The 21249-nt window shown below is 63.9% G+C and carries 21 protein-coding genes; 16 read left to right on the forward strand and 5 right to left on the reverse strand.

Features of this window, described 5'->3' with window-relative positions:
* The first annotated feature begins 25 nt into the window (after positions 1-25).
* The 10 genes from radC (at position 26) to D6201_RS05185 (ending at position 8875) form a co-directional block, all read left to right on the forward strand.
* Positions 26-733 carry a RadC family protein gene (gene radC, locus D6201_RS05140; protein WP_120047840.1) on the forward strand — a complete coding sequence of 236 codons (708 nt, stop codon included), beginning with the start codon at positions 26-28 and terminating at the stop codon, positions 731-733.
* Between the two features lie 81 nt (positions 734-814).
* Entirely contained in the window at positions 815-2125 is a 1311-nt protein-coding gene (gene purB / locus D6201_RS05145) for an adenylosuccinate lyase (protein ID WP_120047841.1), read from the forward strand.
* A gap of 75 nt (positions 2126-2200) precedes the next feature.
* Positions 2201-2626 carry a LapA family protein gene (locus D6201_RS05150; protein ID WP_120047842.1) on the forward strand — a complete coding sequence of 142 codons (426 nt, stop codon included), beginning with the start codon at positions 2201-2203 and terminating at the stop codon, positions 2624-2626.
* 10 nt (positions 2627-2636) lie between these two features.
* Entirely contained in the window at positions 2637-3311 is a 675-nt protein-coding gene (gene pyrF / locus D6201_RS05155; RefSeq protein ID WP_120047843.1) for an orotidine-5'-phosphate decarboxylase, read from the forward strand.
* Positions 3308-3802 carry a hypothetical protein gene (locus D6201_RS05160; RefSeq protein WP_120047844.1) on the forward strand — a complete coding sequence of 165 codons (495 nt, stop codon included), beginning with the start codon at positions 3308-3310 and terminating at the stop codon, positions 3800-3802. Before pyrF ends, D6201_RS05160 begins: the two co-directional genes overlap by 4 nt.
* Before the next feature lie 48 nt (positions 3803-3850).
* Complete coding sequence (locus D6201_RS05165; RefSeq protein ID WP_120047845.1) at positions 3851-4498, forward strand: phosphoribosylanthranilate isomerase; 648 nt, start codon at positions 3851-3853, stop codon at positions 4496-4498.
* Complete coding sequence (gene trpB / locus D6201_RS05170) at positions 4495-5712, forward strand: tryptophan synthase subunit beta (RefSeq protein WP_120047846.1); 1218 nt, start codon at positions 4495-4497, stop codon at positions 5710-5712. Before D6201_RS05165 ends, trpB begins: the two co-directional genes overlap by 4 nt.
* Positions 5713-5875: 163 nt before the next feature.
* Positions 5876-6667, forward strand: a complete 792-nt coding sequence (gene trpA / locus D6201_RS05175) for a tryptophan synthase subunit alpha (RefSeq protein WP_120047847.1) — start codon at positions 5876-5878, stop codon at positions 6665-6667.
* A complete protein-coding gene (gene accD / locus D6201_RS05180; RefSeq protein WP_120047848.1) occupies positions 6664-7512 on the forward strand; it encodes an acetyl-CoA carboxylase, carboxyltransferase subunit beta in 849 nt (282 codons plus the stop codon). Before trpA ends, accD begins: the two co-directional genes overlap by 4 nt.
* Before the next feature lie 13 nt (positions 7513-7525).
* Positions 7526-8875 carry a bifunctional folylpolyglutamate synthase/dihydrofolate synthase gene (locus D6201_RS05185; protein ID WP_120047849.1) on the forward strand — a complete coding sequence of 450 codons (1350 nt, stop codon included), beginning with the start codon at positions 7526-7528 and terminating at the stop codon, positions 8873-8875.
* Between the two features lie 3 nt (positions 8876-8878).
* Here the strand turns inward: D6201_RS05185 and D6201_RS05190 are convergent, their stop codons facing one another.
* Positions 8879-10636, reverse strand: a complete 1758-nt coding sequence (locus D6201_RS05190; RefSeq protein ID WP_120047850.1) for an AmpG family muropeptide MFS transporter — start codon at positions 10634-10636, stop codon at positions 8879-8881.
* A gap of 100 nt (positions 10637-10736) precedes the next feature.
* On the opposite strand from D6201_RS05190, the gene D6201_RS05195 reads away from it, so the two are divergent.
* The 5 genes from D6201_RS05195 to D6201_RS05215 all read left to right on the forward strand — a co-directional run bounded on the left by D6201_RS05195 (position 10737) and on the right by D6201_RS05215 (position 16473).
* Positions 10737-11498: a pseudouridine synthase gene (locus tag D6201_RS05195; RefSeq protein ID WP_120049213.1), complete on the forward strand. Its 762-nt coding sequence runs from the start codon at positions 10737-10739 to the stop codon at positions 11496-11498.
* Positions 11499-11640: 142 nt separating this feature from the next.
* Complete coding sequence (rsmD, locus tag D6201_RS05200) at positions 11641-12189, forward strand: 16S rRNA (guanine(966)-N(2))-methyltransferase RsmD (protein WP_120047851.1); 549 nt, start codon at positions 11641-11643, stop codon at positions 12187-12189.
* A 64-nt stretch (positions 12190-12253) separates the two neighbouring features.
* Positions 12254-14551, forward strand: a complete 2298-nt coding sequence (locus tag D6201_RS05205; protein ID WP_242447430.1) for an ATP-dependent helicase — start codon at positions 12254-12256, stop codon at positions 14549-14551.
* 75 nt (positions 14552-14626) lie between these two features.
* The gene (locus D6201_RS05210; RefSeq protein WP_120047853.1) at positions 14627-15178 is read left to right on the forward strand and encodes a hypothetical protein; all 552 of its coding nucleotides are present in this window, start codon (positions 14627-14629) and stop codon (positions 15176-15178) included.
* Positions 15179-15246: 68 nt separating this feature from the next.
* Positions 15247-16473 carry a saccharopine dehydrogenase family protein gene (locus D6201_RS05215; RefSeq protein ID WP_120047854.1) on the forward strand — a complete coding sequence of 409 codons (1227 nt, stop codon included), beginning with the start codon at positions 15247-15249 and terminating at the stop codon, positions 16471-16473.
* A gap of 22 nt (positions 16474-16495) precedes the next feature.
* On the opposite strand, the gene D6201_RS05220 is transcribed toward D6201_RS05215, so the two are convergent.
* On the reverse strand, positions 16496-17311 hold the full coding sequence (locus D6201_RS05220; protein WP_120047855.1) for a M90 family metallopeptidase: 816 nt from the start codon (positions 17309-17311) through the stop codon (positions 16496-16498).
* Between the two features lie 35 nt (positions 17312-17346).
* Positions 17347-18180 (reverse strand): SAM-dependent methyltransferase, encoded by an 834-nt coding sequence (locus tag D6201_RS05225; RefSeq protein WP_199798176.1) that lies wholly within the window; start codon positions 18178-18180, stop codon positions 17347-17349.
* Positions 18181-18229: 49 nt separating this feature from the next.
* Between D6201_RS05225 and D6201_RS05230 the strand changes: the two genes are divergently transcribed.
* Complete coding sequence (locus tag D6201_RS05230; protein ID WP_120047856.1) at positions 18230-18859, forward strand: glutathione S-transferase family protein; 630 nt, start codon at positions 18230-18232, stop codon at positions 18857-18859.
* A gap of 181 nt (positions 18860-19040) precedes the next feature.
* Here D6201_RS05230 and D6201_RS05235 read toward each other — a convergent pair whose 3' ends face one another.
* Both D6201_RS05235 and D6201_RS05240 read right to left on the reverse strand, forming a co-directional pair.
* Complete coding sequence (locus D6201_RS05235; protein ID WP_242447432.1) at positions 19041-20471, reverse strand: DEAD/DEAH box helicase; 1431 nt, start codon at positions 20469-20471, stop codon at positions 19041-19043.
* 114 nt (positions 20472-20585) lie between these two features.
* Positions 20586-21155, reverse strand: a complete 570-nt coding sequence (locus tag D6201_RS05240; RefSeq protein WP_120047858.1) for a hypothetical protein — start codon at positions 21153-21155, stop codon at positions 20586-20588.
* Positions 21156-21249 lie beyond the last annotated feature (94 nt).

The following is a 21249-nucleotide window of genomic DNA, read 5'->3' on the forward strand; positions in this document are numbered from 1 at the left end:
GCCCGCGCAAAGGCAATGCGCTGGCATGGCGGACGGGTCTGAAAATCCGGCGAAAGCGGCAGCATCGGGCGCGGCGGGACATCGCGCGCGGCTGCGGGAGCGATTGCTGACCGGCGGGGCGGAGGCGCTGGCCGATTACGAAGTGCTCGAATACCTGTTGTTCGGCGCGCTGGCGCGGGGCGACACCAAGCCGCAGGCCAAGGCCCTGCTGGCGCGCTTCGGTTCGCTGGCGGCAGTGCTCAATGCCGATCCGGGCGCTCTGAAGCAGGTGAAGGGCGTATCCGATGCCAGCGCCGGCCAGATCAAGATTGCCGCGCTGATCGCCCGGCGCATGGCCCGCAGCGAAGTGGCCGACAAGCCCGTGCTCGGCAGCTGGCAGGCGCTGCTGGACTACCTCGCCATCGATATGGCGCATCTGACGGTGGAGCGCGTGCGGGTGCTCTATCTCAATGCGAAGAACCGCCTGCTGCTCGATCACCACGTGGGGGACGGCACGGTGGACGAGGCCGCGATCCATCCGCGGGAAGTGATCCGACGCGGCCTCGATTGCGGTGCCTCGGCACTGATCCTCGTGCACAATCACCCCAGCGGCAATCCCGAGCCGAGCCGCGCCGATATCCGCATCACCCAAGCCATCGCAGAGGCCGGTCGCCATGTCGGCATCACCGTCCACGATCACGTCATCGTCGGGCGAGAGGGGCATGTCAGTCTACGCGCCAAGGGTGTGATCTAGCGCCCCGCACCGCTTGCGAATCCGGCCCGGCTGACCTAGCCGCGCGCTCATCCCCTTCACCCCGATTCCCGGAGCCCGACGATGGTCCCCCGCTACGCCCGCCCTGCCATGACCGCGATCTGGGAACAGGAGAGCAAATACGAGATCTGGTTCCTGATCGAAGCGCATGCGACGCAGAAGCTCGCCGATCTGGGTGTCGTGCCCGAAAGCGCGGCCAAGGCGCTGTGGGACTGGTGGAAGACCGATCCGGGCATCGACGTCGCCGCGATCGATGCGAAGGAAGCGGTGCTCAAGCATGACGTCATCGCCTTTCTCGACTGGGTGGCTGAACAGGTCGGCCCCGAAGCGCGCTTCATGCATCAGGGGATGACGAGTTCCGACGTGCTCGATACGACGCTTGCCGTCCAGCTGACCCGCGCCACGGACTTGCTACTGGAAGATATGAACGCGCTGCTCGCTGCGATCGAGCGCCGCGCGCAGGAGCACAAATACACCCCCACCATCGGCCGCAGCCACGGCATTCACGCAGAGCCGACGACTTTCGGCCTGAAGCTCGCCCAGGCCTATGCCGAATTCGACCGCTGCCGGGACCGGCTGAAGGCCGCGCGCGCGGAAATCGCCACCTTCGCGATCAGCGGCGCTGTCGGCACCTTCGCCAATATCGATCCCTCGGTTGAGGAATATGTCGCCGAGCAAATGGGGCTTACGGTCGAGCCGGTGAGCACGCAGGTCATCCCGCGTGACCGGCACGCCATGTATTTCTCCGTTCTCGCCGTCATCGCCAGCTCGATCGAGCGGCTGGCGGTCGAAATCCGCCACCTCCAGCGCACCGAGGTGCTGGAGGCGGAAGAGTATTTCTCGCCCGGCCAGAAGGGCTCGTCGGCCATGCCGCACAAGCGCAACCCGATCCTGACGGAGAACCTCACCGGACAGGCCCGCATCATCCGCGCCTATGCCTTGCCAGCTCTCGAAAATGTGGCCCTGTGGCACGAGCGGGATATCAGTCACTCCAGCGTGGAGCGGTTCATCGGGCCGGACGCCACCATCACGCTCGATTTCGCGCTTGCCCGTCTCACCGGCGTGGTCGACAAGCTGCTAGTTTACCCTGAGCGCATGCAGAAGAATCTCGACCGGATGGGCGGCCTCGTCCACTCCCAGCGCGTGCTGCTGGCGCTGACGCAGGCCGGGATCACTCGCGACGATGCCTACCGCCTCGTCCAGCGCAATGCGATGAAGGTTTGGGAAAGCGACGGCCGGCTGTCACTGCTCGAACTGCTCAAGCAGGACGAAGAAGTGACCGCCGCGATGAGCGAGCCGGAGCTGGAGGACAAATTCAATCTCGATTACCACTTCAAGCACGTCGATACGGTGTTCGACCGGGTATTCGGGTAAGGGATTGCGCCCTTCCCTTGCCGGGCCACCTCGCCTAGCATCCATACGAAATAGGGACCAATCGAGGAATATCCGATGCAAATCGTGCGAACCGTGATCTGGGTGCTGCTGCTGGTCGGCCTGCTGCTGTTTTCCATCGCCAATTGGGACCCCACGGTCACCGTGCGCATCTGGGACGGAATCGTGGTCGACACCAAGATCCCGGCCATCGTGATCGTCAGCTTCCTGATCGGTTTCGTGCCGATGTGGCTGTATCACCGTGGCAGCAAGTGGAAGTCGCAGCGCAAGATCGCGAGCCTGGAAAACGCCGCGCGCACCGCTGCCGCAACGCCTGTCGTGGCGCCGACGGCCGGGGCGAGCGCGGATACGCAGGTCTCCGAGGATGCAACCGTGTCGACCGCCACGCCCTCGACTAAAGACACAACCGTGGACCGCGACCCGACCGAGAACGAGCTATCGCCGGACGCAAATCCCGGCACGCTGCGCAGCGACCGCGACTGAGCGCGCGCGCATGTCCAATCCCGTCTATCTCGCGCTGGACCTTCCCCAGCTCGATGCCGCGAAGGCGCTGTGCGAGCAGGTGAAAGGACATATCGGCGGAGTGAAGCTGGGCCTCGAATTCTTCTGCGCCCACGGCCATCACGGCGTGCACGAAATCGCGCATTGCGGCCTGCCGATATTCCTCGACCTTAAACTGCACGACATTCCCAACACCGTGGCGGGCGCGATGCAGTCGATCCACGTCCTCGAACCCGCCATTGTCACCATTCACGCCAGCGGCGGGCGGGCGATGATGGAGGATGCCAAGGCCGCTGCGGGAGAGGACTGCAAGGTCGTTGCCGTCACCATGCTCACTAGCTTGGACGAGCGCGACCTAGAGCGGACCGGCGTGGGCGGCACGCCGCACGATCACGTCATGCGACTGGCGGACCTGGCCCAGGATGCGGGCCTTGATGGCATCGTCTGCTCCGGGCAGGAAATCGCCTCTGTGCATGATCGCTGGAAGGACGGCTTCTTCGTCGTCCCCGGCCTGCGCCCTGGCGGCAAGGCGACCGCCGACCAGAAACGCGTCGTCACCCCGCGCCGGGCACGCGACGACGGCGCATCGGTGCTGGTCATCGGCCGCCCGATCAGCCGCGCCGACGATCCGCTGGCGGCTGCTAAACAAATAGAGGAGACCCTATGAACAAGCTTGCGCCAATCGCTATTGCCGCCACGCTCCTTTCGGCTTGCGCCACCACCGGGGATTTTTCACCCGAGCGCGTCGTGCTGATGGATCCGGAGCGCGGTGCAGCGGCTCTTGCGACCTGCTCCAGGGCCTCGCCGATGGCCACCGGTGGATTCTTCACGCCCTCGCCCGCCGAGATAACGGGCCTTGAGAGCGATCTTGCAACCCTGCTTTCCACATCGCGCGAAGACGTGGGCCCGGCAGCATCCTTCGCGATCGATCCATCGTCATATCGCCGGGAGTATATCGGTTACGAACAAAACGGGGCGCGCATGATCTATGGCAATTTCCTGCCGGTGGGCATGAGTTCGGACCGAGCGCCCACCACCGTCTGCGATGGTGGGCCTGCATTTTTCGGGGTCGAGTACGCAGTCGCAGATGGCAGGGTGAGCGCCGTCCGCTTCGATGGTTCAATCGCCGGGCGCGTGCAGGAAGATATTCTGCGCTAGGCAGTCATTTTTCTGGCAATCGCACATGCCAGTATTTAGGTCGCCCAAATGCCGGAGACGCTGATCAAGATTTGCGGGCTTTCAACGCCCGAAACCGTCGATGCCGCCGTGGATGCCGGGGCGAGCCATATCGGGCTGGTGCATTACGAACCTTCGCCGCGCCATGTTTCCGTGAAGCAAGCAGCGGAACTGCGCGCCCGCGTGCCGGAAGGCGTGAAGGTCGTGCTGCTGACCGTCAATCTCGATCCGAAGGAGACGGCCTACGCCCTGCAGGATGTGCAGCCGGACGTTTTGCAGCTTCATGGCACCGAGACGCCCGAGTGGATCGGCCTTCTGCGACAGAAAACAGAGCTGGAGATCTGGAAAGCGGTCGGCGTGAAGAGCCGAACGTCGCTGGAAAAGGCGGCCAAGTTCACCGATGCCGCGCACCGGTTGATCTTCGATGCGCCCGCCGGCGCGCTGCCGGGCGGCAACGGGCTTGCGCTGGACTGGCGGCTGCTCCTCAACCACAAGCACCAGATGCCTTGGGGGCTGGCCGGGGGCCTCACGCCGGAGAATGTCGCCGACGCCATCCGTTATACCGGCGCGCCGCTGGTCGATGCGTCCTCCGGCCTGGAAAGCGAGCCGGGGGTGAAGGATACGGCCAAAATACGCAGCTTCTGCGAAGCGGCGAAGAGCGCTAGGGCATCGGCATGACCGAGAACGCGCCCAACTCCTTCCGCAACCAGCCCGACGATCGCGGCCATTTCGGCAAGTTCGGCGGTCGGTACGTGGCCGAAACGCTGATGCCGCTCATCCTCGATCTGGAGCGCGAATATCGCGCGGCACAGGCAGATCCGGCGTTCAAGGACGAGTTCGACGACCTGCTGGAGCACTATGTCGGCCGCCCCAGCCCGCTCTATTTCGCGCCGCGCCTGACGGAAGAACTTGGCGGCGCGCAGATCTGGTTCAAGCGCGATGAGCTGAACCATACTGGCGCGCACAAGATCAACAATTGCATCGGGCAGATTCTGCTCGCGATCCGCATGGGCAAGACGCGCATCATCGCGGAGACGGGTGCGGGTCAGCACGGCGTCGCCACCGCTACCGTTTGCGCGCGCTTCGGCCTCCCCTGCGTCGTCTATATGGGCGCGGAGGATGTGCGGCGGCAGTCGCCCAATGTGTTCCGCATGAAGCTGCTCGGCGCGGAAATCCGCCCGGTGACCGCGGGGCGCGGCACACTGAAGGACGCCATGAACGAGGCGCTTCGCGACTGGGTCGCCAATGTGCATGACACGTTCTACATCATCGGTACGGCGGCCGGGCCGCATCCCTATCCCGAGCTTGTCCGCGATTTCCAAAGTGTGATCGGCAAGGAAGCGCGCGCGCAGATGCTCGACCGCACGGGCAAGCTGCCCGATCTCGCGGTCGCCTGCATCGGCGGCGGATCGAACGCCATCGGCCTTTTCCACCCCTTCCTCGACGATCCCGAAGTGAAATTGCTCGGCGTCGAAGCGGCGGGCAAGGGTCTCGATGGAGACGAACATGCGGCCAGCCTTGCAGGCGGGTTCCCCGGCGTGCTCCACGGCAACAAGACCTACCTGCTGCAGGACGAGGACGGCCAGATCACCGAAGGCCACTCGATCAGCGCGGGGCTCGATTATCCAGGCATCGGGCCGGAACACGCATGGCTGAAGGAAACCGGCCGCGTCGAATACACGTCCTCCACCGATGCGGAGGCGCTGGAGGCGTTCCAACTGCTCTGCCGCACCGAAGGCATCATTCCCGCGCTGGAGCCAAGCCACGCCATCGCCGCCGTCGCCAACCGCGCACCCGAGATGGACAAGGATCAAACGATCCTGATGAATCTGTGCGGCCGCGGCGACAAGGACATCTTCACCGTCGCCGAAGCTCTGGGAGTGGAGATTTGAGCAGTCCGACGCTTTTCGACGATCTGAAGGAGGTCAGGGACAACTGGCATGATCCAGAGTTTCGGCGAGGTTTTTGGATTGGATTGCGGCCGCTACTAATTTCGCTTCCGATCTACATTCTCGGCGGTATCGCGCTCGGCTTCCTGATCTCGAAACTTCTCGCATGACCCGCCTCTCCACCACCTTCGCCGCCCCCCACCCCGCCCTCGTCGCTTTCATCACCGCAGGCGATGGCGACACTGCGGCTAATCTCGATGCGCTCGTCGCGGGCGGCGCGGATGTGATCGAGCTGGGGATGCCCTTCACCGATCCCATGGCCGATGGCCCCGCGATACAGGCGGCGAACATCCGTTCGCTCGGCGAGGGCACGACCACTGCCGACGTGCTCGCCATCGCCACTGCGTTTCGCGAGCGTCATCCGGATGTGCCGCTGGTGCTGATGGGCTATGCCAATCCGATGATCCGGCGCGGGCCGGAATGGCTCGCCGATGCGCTCGCCGAGGCGGGTGTGGACGGTGTGATCTGCGTGGACCTCGCGCCGGAGGAGGACGAAGATCTCGGCCCTGCCCTGCGCGCCAAGGGCATTGCGCCGATCAGGCTCTCCACCCCCACCACGGACGCGGCGCGTCTGCCGCAGGTGCTCGATGGCTCGGCCGGGTTCCTGTATTACGTCAGCGTCGCCGGCATCACCGGCAAGCAGAGCGCCGCGCTGGCCGACATCGAGGCGAATGTCGCGCGCATCAAATCGCACACAGACCTGCCCGTCGCGGTTGGCTTCGGCGTTCGCGAGCCCGAGCAGGCCGCCGCCATCGCCCGCGTGGCAGACGGCGTGGTGGTGGGCAGCGCGCTGGTCGAACTGGTCGAGAAACACGCATCGCAAGCGCCCGAACACCTGCGCGAATTGACCGAGAGGCTTGCCAAGGCCGTGCATTCCGCGCGAAAGGCGACCGCATGAACTGGCTCACCCGTGTCCGCGAGCGCCTGCCCTTCGTGGCGAAGCGCGAAACGCCCGACAATCTGTGGATCAAATGTCCGCGCTGTCAGGAAATGGTTTTCGTCAAGGAATACGAGGCGAATTGCAGCGTCTGCCCGAAATGCGACCACCACGGCCGCATTGGTGCGGATGCTCGGCTGGAGCAACTGCTGGATGACGGCTTCGAGATCCTCCCCGCGCCCAAAGTAGCCGAGGATCCGCTCAATTTCCGCGACACCAAGCGTTATCGCGACAGGCTGAAAGCCGCACGCGCCGCCAACCCGTCCAGCGATGCCTTCACCGGCGCATTCGGCGCGATCGATGGGAAGCCTGCCGTCGTCGGTGTGCAGGATTTCACCTTCATGGGCGGCAGCATGGGCATGGCCGTGGGCGAAAGCTTCATCATCGCGGCGCAGAAGGCGCTGGACGAGAAATGCGGCTTTATCTGCGTTACCGCGGCTGGCGGCGCGCGCATGCAGGAAGGCATTCTCAGCCTGATGCAGATGCCGCGCGCCACGGTGATGACGCGGCGGCTGAAGGAAGCGGGCCTGCCCTATATCGTCGTGCTGGCGGACCCGACCACGGGCGGCGTCACGGCGAGCTATGCCATGCTAGGCGATGTGCATGTCGCCGAGCCCGGCGCGCTGATCGGCTTTGCCGGGCAACGGGTGATACAGGAGACGATCCGCGAGCAGCTGCCCGAAGGGTTCCAGCGCGCGGAATATCTGCACAAGCACGGCATGGTCGACATGGTCGTCCATCGCCACCAGCTGCGCGAAAGGCTCGGCGAATTGCTTGATTACCTGACACCCGCGAAGGCGGCGTGACGGCGGGCGCGCCGTGAAAGACTTCGCCATTTCCGAAAACCCTGCGGTGCAGGCGCAGCTGGACCGGCTCGCCGCTCTGCCCTTGCCGCGCGGCGGTCTGGGGCTCGATACGATCCGCACGCTGCTGCAACGGCTCGGCGATCCGCAACGGCGCCTGCCGCCCGTGTTCCATGTCGCCGGGACGAACGGCAAGGGAAGCACCTGCGCCTTCCTGCGCGCCATGCTGGAGGCGGAGGGGCATCGCGTCAATGTCGGCACCAAGCCACATCTCGTCCGCTACAATGAGCGCATCCGGCTGGCGGGCGAATTGATCTCCGACGCGCTGCTGGCCGAACCGCTGGAAGAGGCGCTGGACAATGCCGGAGACCTGCCCGCCAGCTTCTTCGAAATCACCACCGCCGCGATGTTCCTTGCTTTCGCCCGCACGCCTGCCGATGCATGCGTGATCGAGGTCGGATTGGGCGGCCGGTTCGATGCGACCAATGTGATCGAGCGCCCCGCTGCGTGCGGGATCGCTGCGCTGGGTCTGGATCACGAAGCGTTCCTCCTCGCCGACGATCCCGATGCGCCCTCGCCCGAAAACGCTCTCGTCCGCATCGCCTTCGAGAAGGCGGGGATAGCCCGCCCCGGAGCGCCGCTGGTGACGCAGAACTACGACCCGGAGGTGGAGGATGAGCTGATCCGCCGCGCCGGCCTGGCGAAATCGCCGCTCAAGATGCGCGGGGCGCAATGGACGGCGCGAGCAGGGCTGGACTCCATTGCTTATGAGGACCGCCACGGGCCGTTGGACCTGCCGTTGCCTGCGATGGCGGGGGCTTACCAGGCGGACAATGCCGCGCTCGCCGTCGCCATGTTGCGGCATCAGGACGCCGTGCCGGTGGGCGCGGCGTCGCTGGCGGAGGGCATTCGCAGCGCCTACTGGCCCGCACGCCTTCACCACCTGTCGGCAGGCCCGCTGACCGAATTGCTGCCCGATCACGACTGGCTGCTCGATGGCGGACACAATCTGCTCGCGGCAGAAGCGGTGGCGCGATATTTCGGGCGAACGATGAAGGATCGGCCACGCTTCGCAATCATCGGCATGCTGCAGGACAAGGACTGGCGCGGCTATATCGACACGCTTGCCCCGCACCTGGATGCGCTGGTGGCAGTGCCGGTCGACGGCCACGCGCACGCGCCGCCTGGCCAGCTGGCGCAGCGCGCGGCGGAGGCTGGTGTCGGGGCGACAGGGACCGCGGCCGATCTGGAAGGCGCAGCTCGCTGGATCGGCGAGCGTATGACGCGGCCGGGCGAGGTCTTCATCGGCGGCTCGCTCTACCTCGCGGGCAAGGTGCTCAGCGCCAATCTCGAATTTCCGGACTAGCGCCTACTCCGCCGGCTCTGCCAGCTCCGTGGTCGCATCATGCGTATCCGGCGCGACGACGCCCGCATAGCCGGTGCGCGCTTCGCGTATCCATTCCAGCACGCACAGGACCACAGCGATCACGCCGATCAGCGCGGTGAAGATGAAGACGAAGTAATAGCCGCGATCCTCGATCATCTCGCCCAGCGCACCGCGGCCCAGCGTGCCGACGAGCAGAGTGAGCGAAGCAAGCAGCGCATATTGCACGGCGGCGTATTTCTTGTTCACGATGCTCGACAGCCACGCGATATAAGCCGCGCCCGCAATGCCGATGGCAAGGTTTTCCCACCAGATGGTGAAGGTCAGCCGCGCCAGCCCCTCGGATCCGAATGGCGCGATGGCATTGATCAGCGCGGTAAAGCCCATGAGGTCGCTGGCCGCCTGCATATTGGCACCACCCAACGCAAGATCTGCGTAAAGCAGGTTCGTTGCCGCTGCCAGAGCCGCGCCGAGTGTCAGCGTGAACATGCGGCCGATGACGGTAATCAGCCAGCCGCCAAGTGCCAGGCCAAGGATGATTGCGCCAACGCCGAAGAACTTCGACGCGAACGCGACTTCGTCGCCAGTGTAGTTCAACTCGCCGAGATAGAACGGATAGGCGAACGTGCCCCAGATCGCGTCGGTGATCCGGTAAGTCAGCACCAGCGCCAGGATCAGCACCAGCGCCCAGCCCATGCGTCCGACGAACTCGACCAGCGGCAACACGAGTGCGCGATAGAGATGGTCGGTGAAGGTCACATCCTGCGGATTGAACGCCGCTGCCGTGTGGCTGATCACGCGGTTGCCATCCTTCTTCAGCTTGGACAGCCAGGCGGCGATGAAGGCGGGCACGACGATGGTCGCAAAGATGATCAAAGGGCCGTAGGTTGCGGTGAATTCGGTCGGGTTGGGTCGCAGATCGGGCGCATAGGTCATCGAGCGATACATGAAGAGCACCACGGTGCCGATCGCCCAGGCCCACAGCAGACCGACCGCCAACAGCGCCCAGTTGCGCGTCTTCGGCTCGATCTCGCCGGCGAGATAAAGCTCGGCCACGTCCTCATTGTTCGCAGCCACCGTCGCGGCGGAGCGTTTCTCCACGTCAGCATCGGGCGCGAACAGACCGGCAAAGCCGATGGCGAGCATGATCACCCCCATCATCACATAGGTTTGCGGCCAGCCGATCCTCTCCGCGATAATCAGGCCAAGCGCCCCGCCCACCAGTGCGGCAAGGCGGAAACCCATCTGGGTGATGGTGGAAAGGATATCGATCGTCGCTTCCTCGTCCGCCACGTCGATGCGCCAGGCGTTGATGGCAATGTCTTGCGTAGCACTCGCAAACGCGCCGATAGCGGCCAGCAGGCTGAACAGCCCCAGCGCGCTCTTGGGATCGAGCAGGCTCATCGTGACGAGGATTATGCCGAGCAGCAGCTGCATCGGCGCAATCCACTGCTTGCGCTTGCCGAGCCGACGCAGGCCCGGAATGTTGACCTTGTCGAGCAGCGGGGACCAGAGAAACTGGAAGGCATAGGCAAGGCCGATCAGCGAGAAGACGCCCATCGTCTCCACGCTCACCTCGGCCTCTGTAAGCCAGGCATACAGCGTGCCGAGGAAGAGTGCGAAAGGCAGTCCGCTGGCAAAGCCGAACAGCGCCATATAGCCGCTCTTGGGATTCTTCAGGGAGACGGCGAGCGTGCGCCAGCCGGGCTTTGTCTTGGTGGTTTCGACGGCGGCTTCGGCCATGCTCAATCGCGCTCCCTCATGTTCTTGTCGTTCGGTCTAGCGGTAATCCATTGCAATGGAAGGCTGGATGAACGGGGATGCAACGCCTAAGGCGCGCGATATGTCCGACGAACCAAGGCCCGAAGGCGATCGTATCGCCAAATTGCTCGCCCGTGCGGGCGTTGCCAGCCGCCGCGAGGTGGAGCGGATGATCGAAGCGCGCCGGGTGAAGATCGGGGACGAGGTGGTGACGACGCCCGCCACCTTCCTCACCTCGCTGCGCGGCGTGACGGTGGACGGCAAGCCGGTCGGCAAGCCGGAGCGCACGCGGCTGTTCGCCTTTCACAAGCCCACCGGTCTGCTGACGGCGGAGCGCGACTTTTCGGGGCGCCCGACGATCTACGCCGCGCTGCGCAATGCGTTGCCGAAGAACACGCCGCGGCTGATGCCGGTCGGGCGGCTGGACATGAATACGGAGGGCCTGCTGCTGCTTACCAATGATGGCGGCTTCAAGCGGATATTGGAACTGCCCAGCAGCGACATCCCCCGCACCTACCGCGCGCGCACATTCGGCGACATCACGCAGGAACAGCTCGAAACGCTGAGCGATGGCGTGGAGGTCGAAGGGATGCGTTACGATCGCATCGACGCCAATCTGGAGCGCAGCAGCGGCAAGAACCAGTGGATCGAGCTGACGCTGACCGAAGGCAAGAACCGCGAGGTGCGCCGCGTGCTCGAACACTTCGGTCTCCAGGTGAACCGCCTCATCCGCATCGGCTACGGCCCCTTCGCCCTCGACAGGCTGCCGCGCGGCGCGGCGGTGGAATTGCTGCGCGAAGATGTCGAGCGGTTCAGGAGCAGTTTGAAAGGACGCAAATCATGAGCCCCCTCCTCTTCAGAGGAGGGGCAGTGAGACTTGGCAGCTTGCTGCCTAGTCGCAGCGGGGTGGTGTTTGCCGCGAAACGCGACCCTGCGGTCGCGATACCACCCCCAACCCCCTCCTTTGAAAAGGAGGGGACTTTCCGATGCGCATAATCTCCGGCGAGTGGAAACGACGGCAGCTCAAGGCACCCGCCGGTGAAGCGACCCGCCCCACGGCGGACCGCACGCGGGAAACGCTCTTCTCCATGCTCGCCAGCCGTCTCGGCAGTTTCGAAGGACTCACCGTGGCCGACCTGTTCGCAGGCTCGGGTGCGCTGGGGCTGGAGGCGCTCAGCCGGGGCGCGGAGACGTGCATATTCGTGGAACAGGATGCCGCCGCCATCCGCGCCCTGCGCGCCAACATCGCCGCTCTGCAGGCCCAGCGCCGCAGCGAAGTGAATGCCGGATCCGTCATGGCGCTCAGCCCGGCGAAAGTGCCGCGCGATCTTGTCCTGCTTGATCCGCCATATAGCACCGGCGCGGGCGCGGTGGCGATAGACCGGCTAGTGCGGCTCGGCTGGATCGGCGAAGCGACCTGGGTGGCGCTCGAAATCGGCGCGAAGGAGGATGCGAAGGTTCGCGCGCTGGATGTGGAAAGCGAGCGGCGCGTGGGCGCGGCGAAGCTTGTCCTGCTGCGCTGGCCGAGCGTCTGACGGCCTCCGCATAAGCCCTTCGCCGCCCTTGCGCAGGACACTTGCGTTCCCTAGCTGTTCGCATGTGACAGACGCCGCGCTCCCCGCCACGACAGACGTTCCCGAATGGCTCGCGCGGCTCAACGAACCGCAGCGCGAAGCGGTGATGACCACCGAAGGCCCCGTTCTGATGCTGGCTGGCGCGGGAACGGGAAAAACCGCCGCGCTCACCCACCGCCTCGCCCATATCGTGCGCGAGCGGCTCGCCTGGCCGAGCGAGATCCTGTGCGTTACCTTCACCAACAAGGCCGCGCGCGAAATGCGCGAGCGTGTGGGCAAACTGACGGGCGGTGCGCTGGAGGGGATGCCGTGGCTCGGCACTTTCCACTCGATCGGCGCGAAGATGCTGCGCCGCCATGCCGAGCTGGTGGACCTGAAAAGCAATTACACGATCATCGACACGGACGATCAGCTCAGGCTGCTCAAGACGCTGATCCGCGAAAACGATGTGGACGAAAAGCGCTGGCCGCCGCGCATGCTTGCCGGGCTCATCGACGGGTGGAAAAATCGCGGGCTCAATCCCGGCGATCTCGATGCGGTGGACAATGAAAGCTTCGCAAATGGCCGCGGGCAGGAGATGTATCGCCTCTACCAGGAACGGCTCGTCAGCCTGAATGCCTGCGATTTCGGCGACCTCCTGCTGCATGTTCTCACCATTTTCCGCAAGCATTCCGATGTGCTGGAGCAGTATCGCAAGCGTTTCAAATATGTGCTGGTGGACGAGTATCAGGACACCAACGCCGTCCAGTATCTGTGGCTGCGGCTGATCGCGCAGAGCCGCAAGAATATCTGCGTCGTTGGGGATGACGACCAGTCGATCTATTCCTGGCGCGGGGCTGAAGTCGCCAATATCCTTCGTTTCGACAAGGACTTCCCGGGCGCGAAGGTGGTGAAGCTGGAGCAGAATTATCGCTCCACTCCGCAGATCCTCGCCGCCGCATCGGGCCTGATCGCAGCCAACAGCCAGCGGCTCGGCAAGACGCTGTGGACGGAGCTTCCCGAAGGTCCGAAGGTCCGCGTGATCGGCGTATGGGATGCGCCCGAGGAAGCGCGCCGCGTGGGCGAGGAGATCGAGCGGCTTGAGCGCGAAGGGCTCAGCCTCGATCAGGTCGCCATCCTCGTGCGCGCGCAATACCAGACGCGCGAATTCGAAGACCGCTTCATCCAGATCGGCATGAATTACCGGATCGTAGGCGGGTATCGTTTCTACGAGCGCGCAGAAATCCGCGATGCGCTGGCCTATTTGCGCGTCATCGCGCAGCCTGCGGACGATCTGGCGTTCGAGCGGATCTACAACCAGCCAAAGCGTGGCCTCGGCGCGAAGACGCTTGAGAAAATGCACAGCCACGCGCGCCGCACGCAGCAACCGCTGGCCGCCGCCGCACTGGAACTCGCCGATAGCGACGAATTGCCCGCTCGCGCTCGCAACACGATTGCCGAGCTGATGCGCGGCTTCCTCCGGTGGCAGGAGATGAGCGAAGCGGTGACGCCGTCCGAACTGCTGCGCACCGTGCTCGAGGAATCGGGCTATGACGCGATGCTGAAGGCCGATCGCTCGGCAGAGGCGGCAGGGCGCGCCGACAACCTTGTCGAACTGCAGCGGGCGATGGAGGAATATGAGACGCTGGGCGATTTTCTCGAACACGTCGCGCTGGTGATGGATGCCGACGCGCGTGACGATGGCGAGAAAGTCACCATCATGACGATGCACGCCGCCAAGGGGCTGGAATTCGATCACGTCTTCCTGCCCGGCTGGGAAGAAGGCGTGTTTCCCAGCCAGCGCTCGCTCGACGAAGGCGGCCTCGCCAGCCTGGAGGAGGAGCGCCGCCTTGCCTATGTCGCGATCACCCGCGCGCGGCGGCGCTGCACGATCCTGCATGCCGCGAACCGGCGCATTTTCGGCCAGTGGAACAGTTCGATCCCCAGCCGCTTCGTCGAGGAATTGCCGGACGAACATATCGAAAGCGAGACGACGATGACTGGTGGCCGCTCGCTATGGCAGGCGAACTGGTCGGAAAGCGAAGACCCCTTCGCCCATGTCAGCCAGTCCCGCCCCGACCGCTCCAGCGCGCGCGGCCCAGGCTGGCAACGCGCCCTCGCCACCGGCTACGACACGAAGCAGCAACGGGTGAAGGAAACCACCCGCAGCGCCGCCAGCTTCGCTGCGAAACCCCGCACCGACATCGCCATCGGAGATCGCGTGTTCCACGAGAAATTCGGCTATGGCGAAGTGATGGGCCAGGAAGGCAACAAGCTTGAAATCGAATTCGACAAGGCAGGCACGAAGCGCGTGATCGACAGTTTTGTGAGCGGGGCGGACTGATTTCGGACTTTTCCGGATCGTCTCGGAACGCTGCGATTTCCGAAGACTTGCAACTTCAGGTCCGAAGGAGGCCCCATGCGATACGCCACTTCCATTTTCTTCCTGCCCGCACTCGCGCTCGCAGCCTGTTCCGACACCGAGGATACGTCTCCGGCTAACGAAAAGGCGATCGAAGCAGAAGGTGAGATGCAGGCTGGCGGAAGCGATCTGACCGACGGCGAGGAGGGCCGACGCATGTTGGAGGCGAATTCTCCCTCAGAGCCGACCGAATCGGGCGCGGGTCCGAATGAGCAACCTTCGGCCGAGACCATCCCTCTCACCCCCGGAGTATATGTCCGAGCAGGAACGTCGTGCGAAAATCCGGCCAATGCCGCCTTCCGCGTCTGGGACGGAGATGGGCTTTCCGGCAGCGCCACACGCGATTGCCGGGGCACCATCGTCTCGCACGACGGGAATCGCTACACGATCGCGAATAGCTGCGAGAACACCTATGACGGCTCGCGCACTACGGAACGGCTGACGATGACCGTGACCGACCAGGTGCATTTCTCTATCGCCGGAAGTGAATTCGAGTCCTGCTCGATGGCGCAAGTGCCCGACGCGCTGCAGGAAATGGTCACGGGCTGAAGTTTTCGTTCGAAGAGCCAAGAACGGCTACGGCAGTAACGGGATTGCAAGCGAGGGGTGAATTGACAATGACAGAAACTACCAAATTCGACCTCGTACTTTACGGCGCGACGAGCTTCGTCGGATCGATCACCGCCGAATATCTGCTGTCGCAATACGGGATCGACGACGGCCTGAAATGGGCCATCGCCGCACGTTCACAGGACAAGCTGGATGCGCTCAAGAAGGAACTCGGCCCCGGCGCGGCGCACTTGCCGACGATTATCGCCAATTCAACGGACGAAGCCTCGCTCGACGCAATGTGCGCGCGCACCCGCCTCGTCATCTCCACCGTTGGCCCCTACGCGCTCTATGGCGAGAAGCTCGTGCGCGCCTGCGCGTCCAGCGGCACGCATTATTGCGACCTGACCGGCGAGGTGCAGTGGATCGCGGCCATGCTGGAGAAATACCAGGACACCGCGCGCGAAAGCGGCGCGCTGATCGTGAATTGCTGCGGTTTCGACTCCATCCCCAGCGATATCGGCACGCATTTTCTCCAGCGCGTCGCGCAGGAACGGACCGGCGGGCCGTGCGCGACGGTGGAGCTAGGCGTGGCCGCTGCAAAGGGCGGCTTCAGCGGCGGGACGATCGCCAGCCTCGTCAATGTGCTGGACGAGGCGAAGGAGGATCCCTCCCTGCGCAAGAAGCTGTCCAACCCCTACCTGCTTTGCCCCGATGACTATGAAAACAATGCCCGCCAGCGCACGGCTGCCTATTACTACAGCAACGCGCTGAAATCGTGGTGCGCGCCCTTTGTGATGGCGGGCATCAACACGCGTGTGGTCCAGCGCAGCAACGCGCTTCAGGACAGCCGCTATGGCGAGCAATTCCGCTACTCCGAATACACGCTGACGGGCGACGGATTTGCGGGGCGCGCGAAGGCGATCGCCATGACGGCGGGCATGGGCGGCTTCATGAGCGCGCTGTCCCTCAAGCCGACGCGCAAACTGGTCGAACGCTTCCTGCCGGAGCCCGGCGAAGGTCCGTCGAAAAAGCAGCAGGAAAACGGCTTCTTCAACATCAAGCTCGCCGGCACGGCGGCGACTGGCGAAATCGTGCGCGTCCGCGTGACCGGCGATCGAGACCCGGGCTACGGCTCCACGGCAAAAATGCTATCCGAAGCGGCTCTGTGCATCCTCGAAACCGCCGATTCAGGCGGCAAGCCCGGCGGATTCTGGACCCCGGCGTCGCTGATGGGCGATGCTTTGCGCGATCGGCTGGAGGCGAATGCCGGGCTGGCGTTCACTTCGCTCTAAGCCAGCGCAATAGGCCGAAGTCTCAGCCCCACTCCGCCGGATCGAGCGCGAACAATTTCGCCAGCTGCTCATAGAGCGCTGTTTCTTCGTGGCGCATCGCCTCGGGCTTCTCGAAGAAGGTAACGACGGCTTCGGCGAAAAACTCTTGGTGATTTGTCGCTCCGTAGGGATCGATCAGGCTGGCGCGACCCGCCTGCACCCTCTCTACATGGCCCTCATACGCTTCCAGCATCGCCTTTTCCCAACGCTCGTATCTCTGCCCTTTCCGCAAGATCGGAACGCCGTTCGTGTGGCCGGTCAGATTGTCCAACTGGTGCGCAAATTCGTGAATGACGACATTGGAGCCGTCGTCCGGATCGAGGCCGCCTTTCAGCGCGTGATCCCATGACAGCACCACCGGGCCACGCGACCAGCTTTCACCCGCTATCGTCGAGGCACCTTCATGGACTATACCGTCATCATGGGTATGGCGGCCGGTGAATATGGTCGACGGATAGATGAGCACGGTGCGCAAAGTATCGAACCAGACGGGGCTGTTGACTACCAGCAGGCACGCTTGCGCCGCGATGGAGAGCTTCATCTCGTCATTCAGTTCGAGTTCGCCATATGCGTGAAAGGTGACCTGATCGAGGAACAGGTTGATCTTACCCTCCAGCGCAGGTCGCAAAGTTTGCGGCAGTCGACGAGTGATCGGAACGAGATTGGCCATGATTTCCCGCTGACCCGCCGACAGCGCCGTCGCCAGAAGTTCTTTTCGTTTCCGCCTGTGCGCAGCCCGGCGAAGCAAAAGAGCCGCCACGACCAGCACGATTGCGGCAAGGATCAGCCAAAGGCTCATCAAGCACAGATAGGATTGGTGCTGCCAAAGACAAATCAGTCCGTGCGGCGGACGGCCTGCCAGGTCGAACCATCGGTGGGCCCAATCCGCCCGCCTTGCACTGCGCCCTCGAACACCCGCTCTTCCCCGCCAACCGGAAACTCCAGCCGCACCTGCTCACCCCGCACCTCGCCCGTCACCAACGCAGGCTCGCCGTCAATCGTGGCCTCGCCCGTCAAATCCTGAAATGCCTGCTCCAGCTCCAGCACGATCTCGCGCCCGTCCACCTGCAGCATCCAGCGGCCGCGCACATCGGCGGGGACGATCCATAGGTAGACGGGATAGCCGCTCACCCGGCGCACTTCGTCGGGGCGCCAGTCGCCCATGTCGAAGCGGTTGCTGACGATGCGCGTGCCGGGGCGTAGTTCTTCGAGCAGGCGGGGGCGCAGGCGCATGTTCACTTCGGGCAGCAGAAACATCGTCACCACGTCGGCATCGGCGAGCGGCGTGTCGAACAGGTCTTCCTCGCGAAACTCGACGCGCTCCGCCAGGCCCTCGGCCGCGGCGTTGGCGCGCGCTTCCTCCACCAGCGTGGGATCGAGATCGACGCCCACACCGCGCGCGCCATAGTCCCGCGCCGCGGCGATCAGGATGCGCCCGTCGCCCGTGCCGAGATCGATCACGCGCTCCTCCGCCGTGACATCGGCCATGTCGAGCATTGCCTCCACCGTATTCCGGCGGCTTTCGACATAGGGCACGTCCAGCGCAGGGGTGATGCCGAGCGCCTGGCGCACGGCGCTGCCATCGAGCGTGTAGGCGACGAGGCCGAGAAGGCCGAAGGTCATCACCGTCGCCAGCGACATGCTGAGCGCCTTGCGGATCATCGCCATCGCTGAACCCTTCCCTCGCCCGTGCGTTGCTCCAGCAAAGGAGACAAACATGACCACACTCTACACCATGCCCGGAACCTGCTCGCTCGCCTGCAATATCGCGGTGGCATGGATCGATGCTCCGGTGGACATCCATAACCTCGCCTATGGCGATCACAAGAACGACGAATATCTGGCGATCAATCCGAAGGGCAAGGTGCCCGCGCTGCAATTCGACGATGGCAGCGTGCTGACCGAACTTTCCGCGATCATGGCGTATCTGGGCGCGGAGCATGGCGGCGAAGGCTATGCGCGCGACAAACAGCTTGGCTACCGCGAGGCGGAGGCATTGTCCTACATGACGAGCGAAGTGCACGCCGCATACGGCCCGCATTTCGCCAAGCAGACTTTCGCCGATAGCGAGAGCGCGCAGGAGGAAGTGCAGCAGGCGGCCTACAAGAAACTGGGCAATCACTACGGCCGGCTGGAGAGCAATTTGAAGGAAAGCGGCGGTGAATGGTATCTGGGCGAGCAAAAGAGCTTTGCCGATGCGTTTCTCTACGTCCTTACCCGCTGGATAGAGCAGACCCCGCTCTCGCTGGGCGATTATCCGGCGCTGAAAGACCATCGCAGCCGCATGGAAGCGGACGATGGCGTCAAGACGGCATTGGCGCGGCAGGATATGGAAGCGGCGGGCTGAGCGGATAAAACTCTTTCCTACAATGCGGATGGTGTGATCGAACCGCGACGGTTCTTTCACATCGTCCTTCCTCCAAAAGCAAAAGCCCCGCAGCGATGCGGGGCTTTCGTGTTTCGGGTGCGAATACGGAAATGCATATCCGCTGGCACCGTGCATGTGTTTCATCAACTAACGCATGCGCTCAGTCGAAGCCGACATTCAGAAAACCGGGCTGCGGGCCGTTCCATTCGCCAGCGGGCACCGGATCGTCCTCCGGCTCGCGTCGGCGAGAGCGGCCCCGGCTGTCGGCCTTGCGATCGTCGCTGCCGCGATCCGCGTTCCGGCTGGAGCGCGCTGGCTTGCGCTCTTCGGCGGGTGCCTCCGCAGATTTGCGTCGTCCGCCACGCTTCGGCTTTTCGTCCGGTTCGCTGTCGCTATCGTCTTGCTCAGGCACTGACTTCTTTTGAGGCGCCGACGCTTTCTTCTGTGCTGCCTTGGGTAGATCGACCCGCACGTCATCCTTGCCGAAAATGTTGATCGCGCTGCCTGTCAGCTTCTCGACATTCTCGATCGCCTCGCCATCTTCGGGCGCGACGAAAGTGAAGGCGCGGCCCTTGTTGCCGGCGCGGCCCGTGCGGCCGATGCGGTGGACGTAATCGTCCGGATGCCACGGTGTGTCGAAATTGAAGACGTGGCTGACGCCCTTGATGTCGAGCCCGCGCGCGGCAACGTCGCTGGCGACGAGTATGTTGATCTCGCCATCCTTGAAGCGCTGCAATTCCTTGTTGCGGCTGGCCTGATCGATGTCGCCATGAATTTCCCCGCTGGAGAAGCCGTGGCGTTGCAAGCTCTTGTTGAGCTCACGCACCGTGGTCTTGCGATTGGCGAAGATGATCGCGGTTTCGACCAAGTCGTTGTTGAGCAACCAGCGCAGGGTAGAGCGCTTTTCACGGCTCTTCACCGGGATCTTGAACGCGGTGATGTTCTCGTTGGTCGAGGCGCGACGGCTGACTTCGATCCGCTTCGGATTGTCGAGAAACTTCTTTGCCAGCTTCTCGATCGGCGGCGGCATGGTGGCGCTGAACAGCAGCGTCTGCCGCTGTTCGGGCAGCTTTTCGCAAATGAACTCGATATCGGGAATGAAGCCCATATCGAGCATCCGATCCGCCTCGTCGATCACCAGCAGATCGCAACCATTGAGCAGGATCTTGCCACGCTCGAACAGGTCCATCAACCGGCCCGGCGTCGCGATGAGAACATCGACGCCTTCGTTCAACGCCTTCACCTGGTCGCCCATCTGCACGCCGCCGATGAGCAGCGCCATCTTGAGATCGTGGTTCTTGCCGTATTTCTCGAAATTCTCTGCAACCTGTGCCGCCAGTTCGCGCGTCGGCTCCAGGATAAGCGAACGCGGCATCAGCGCGCGGCGGCGACCGCTGGCCAGCACGTCGATCATCGGCAGCACGAAGCTCGCCGTTTTGCCCGTGCCGGTCTGCGCGATGCCGATGAGGTCTTTCATCATCAGCGTTGCGGGAATGGCCTCCGCCTGGATCGGCGTGGGCTCGGTATAACCGGCCGCGTCGACGGCCTTGAGCAATTCGGGAGAGAGGCCGAGATCGGCGAAAGTGGTCAAAATACAGGTTTCCGGATGTTTGAAGCAGGCGCGCAAAGCCGCGCAAGCCATGGAGCGCCGCCTACGCAATGGCGGCAAAAAGTCAAGATTTTCGGGTTGCGCGCCGGTGGACGATCAGTCCGCTGCGGCAACGAGGCGAGAGAAGTTCTCCACCTGGCAGCTCGCCCCGGCCCGTGAACGCAGGTTCTCGCGATTGGCGCAGAGCCGCCCGTCATCGCTACGCTCAATGTAGAAACCGGCATAGAAGGCGCGGGCAAGGCACTGATCTTCCAGCGATGCCGCCAGAATCTGCCGGTCGCTGGTGAAGAACAGCAGGCGATTGTCGCCCGATGGCTGCACGCCGACGATCGAGGACGCATCTACACAGTCGCCGTGATCTTCCTCGGCAAAACGCGTCGGCATGGGTCGGCGCGGCAATTGCGCCAGCATGTCCGTCCGCGCGCGGCTGGCGGCAGGGCCGATGCGAATGACCACCCGCCGTTCGATGCGCACCTGATGCTGCGGCACCGACTGGCGGACCCGGCCGATCGTGTCGAAAGGCTGCGAGGATCGCGGATCGAAGCCGAGCACGGGCACATCGGTTCGCCCGGGCGTATCGGGCGACGCATCCTGCGCTCCCAGCTGCGTCGCGGCAATCGGCAGGGCTAAAGCGATGGACGCGGCAATGGCGAGAAAGCGTTTCATGCGAATGCTGCCGACTTAGACCAGCGGATTGAATGGCGGCTTAACTCGCGGAGTTTCCTTTGCAAGCCTCCTTCCCCGCTGGCATCAGGACGGC

Source organism: Aurantiacibacter aquimixticola (assembly GCF_003605475.1).
Lineage (GTDB): Bacteria > Pseudomonadota > Alphaproteobacteria > Sphingomonadales > Sphingomonadaceae > Alteraurantiacibacter > Alteraurantiacibacter aquimixticola_B.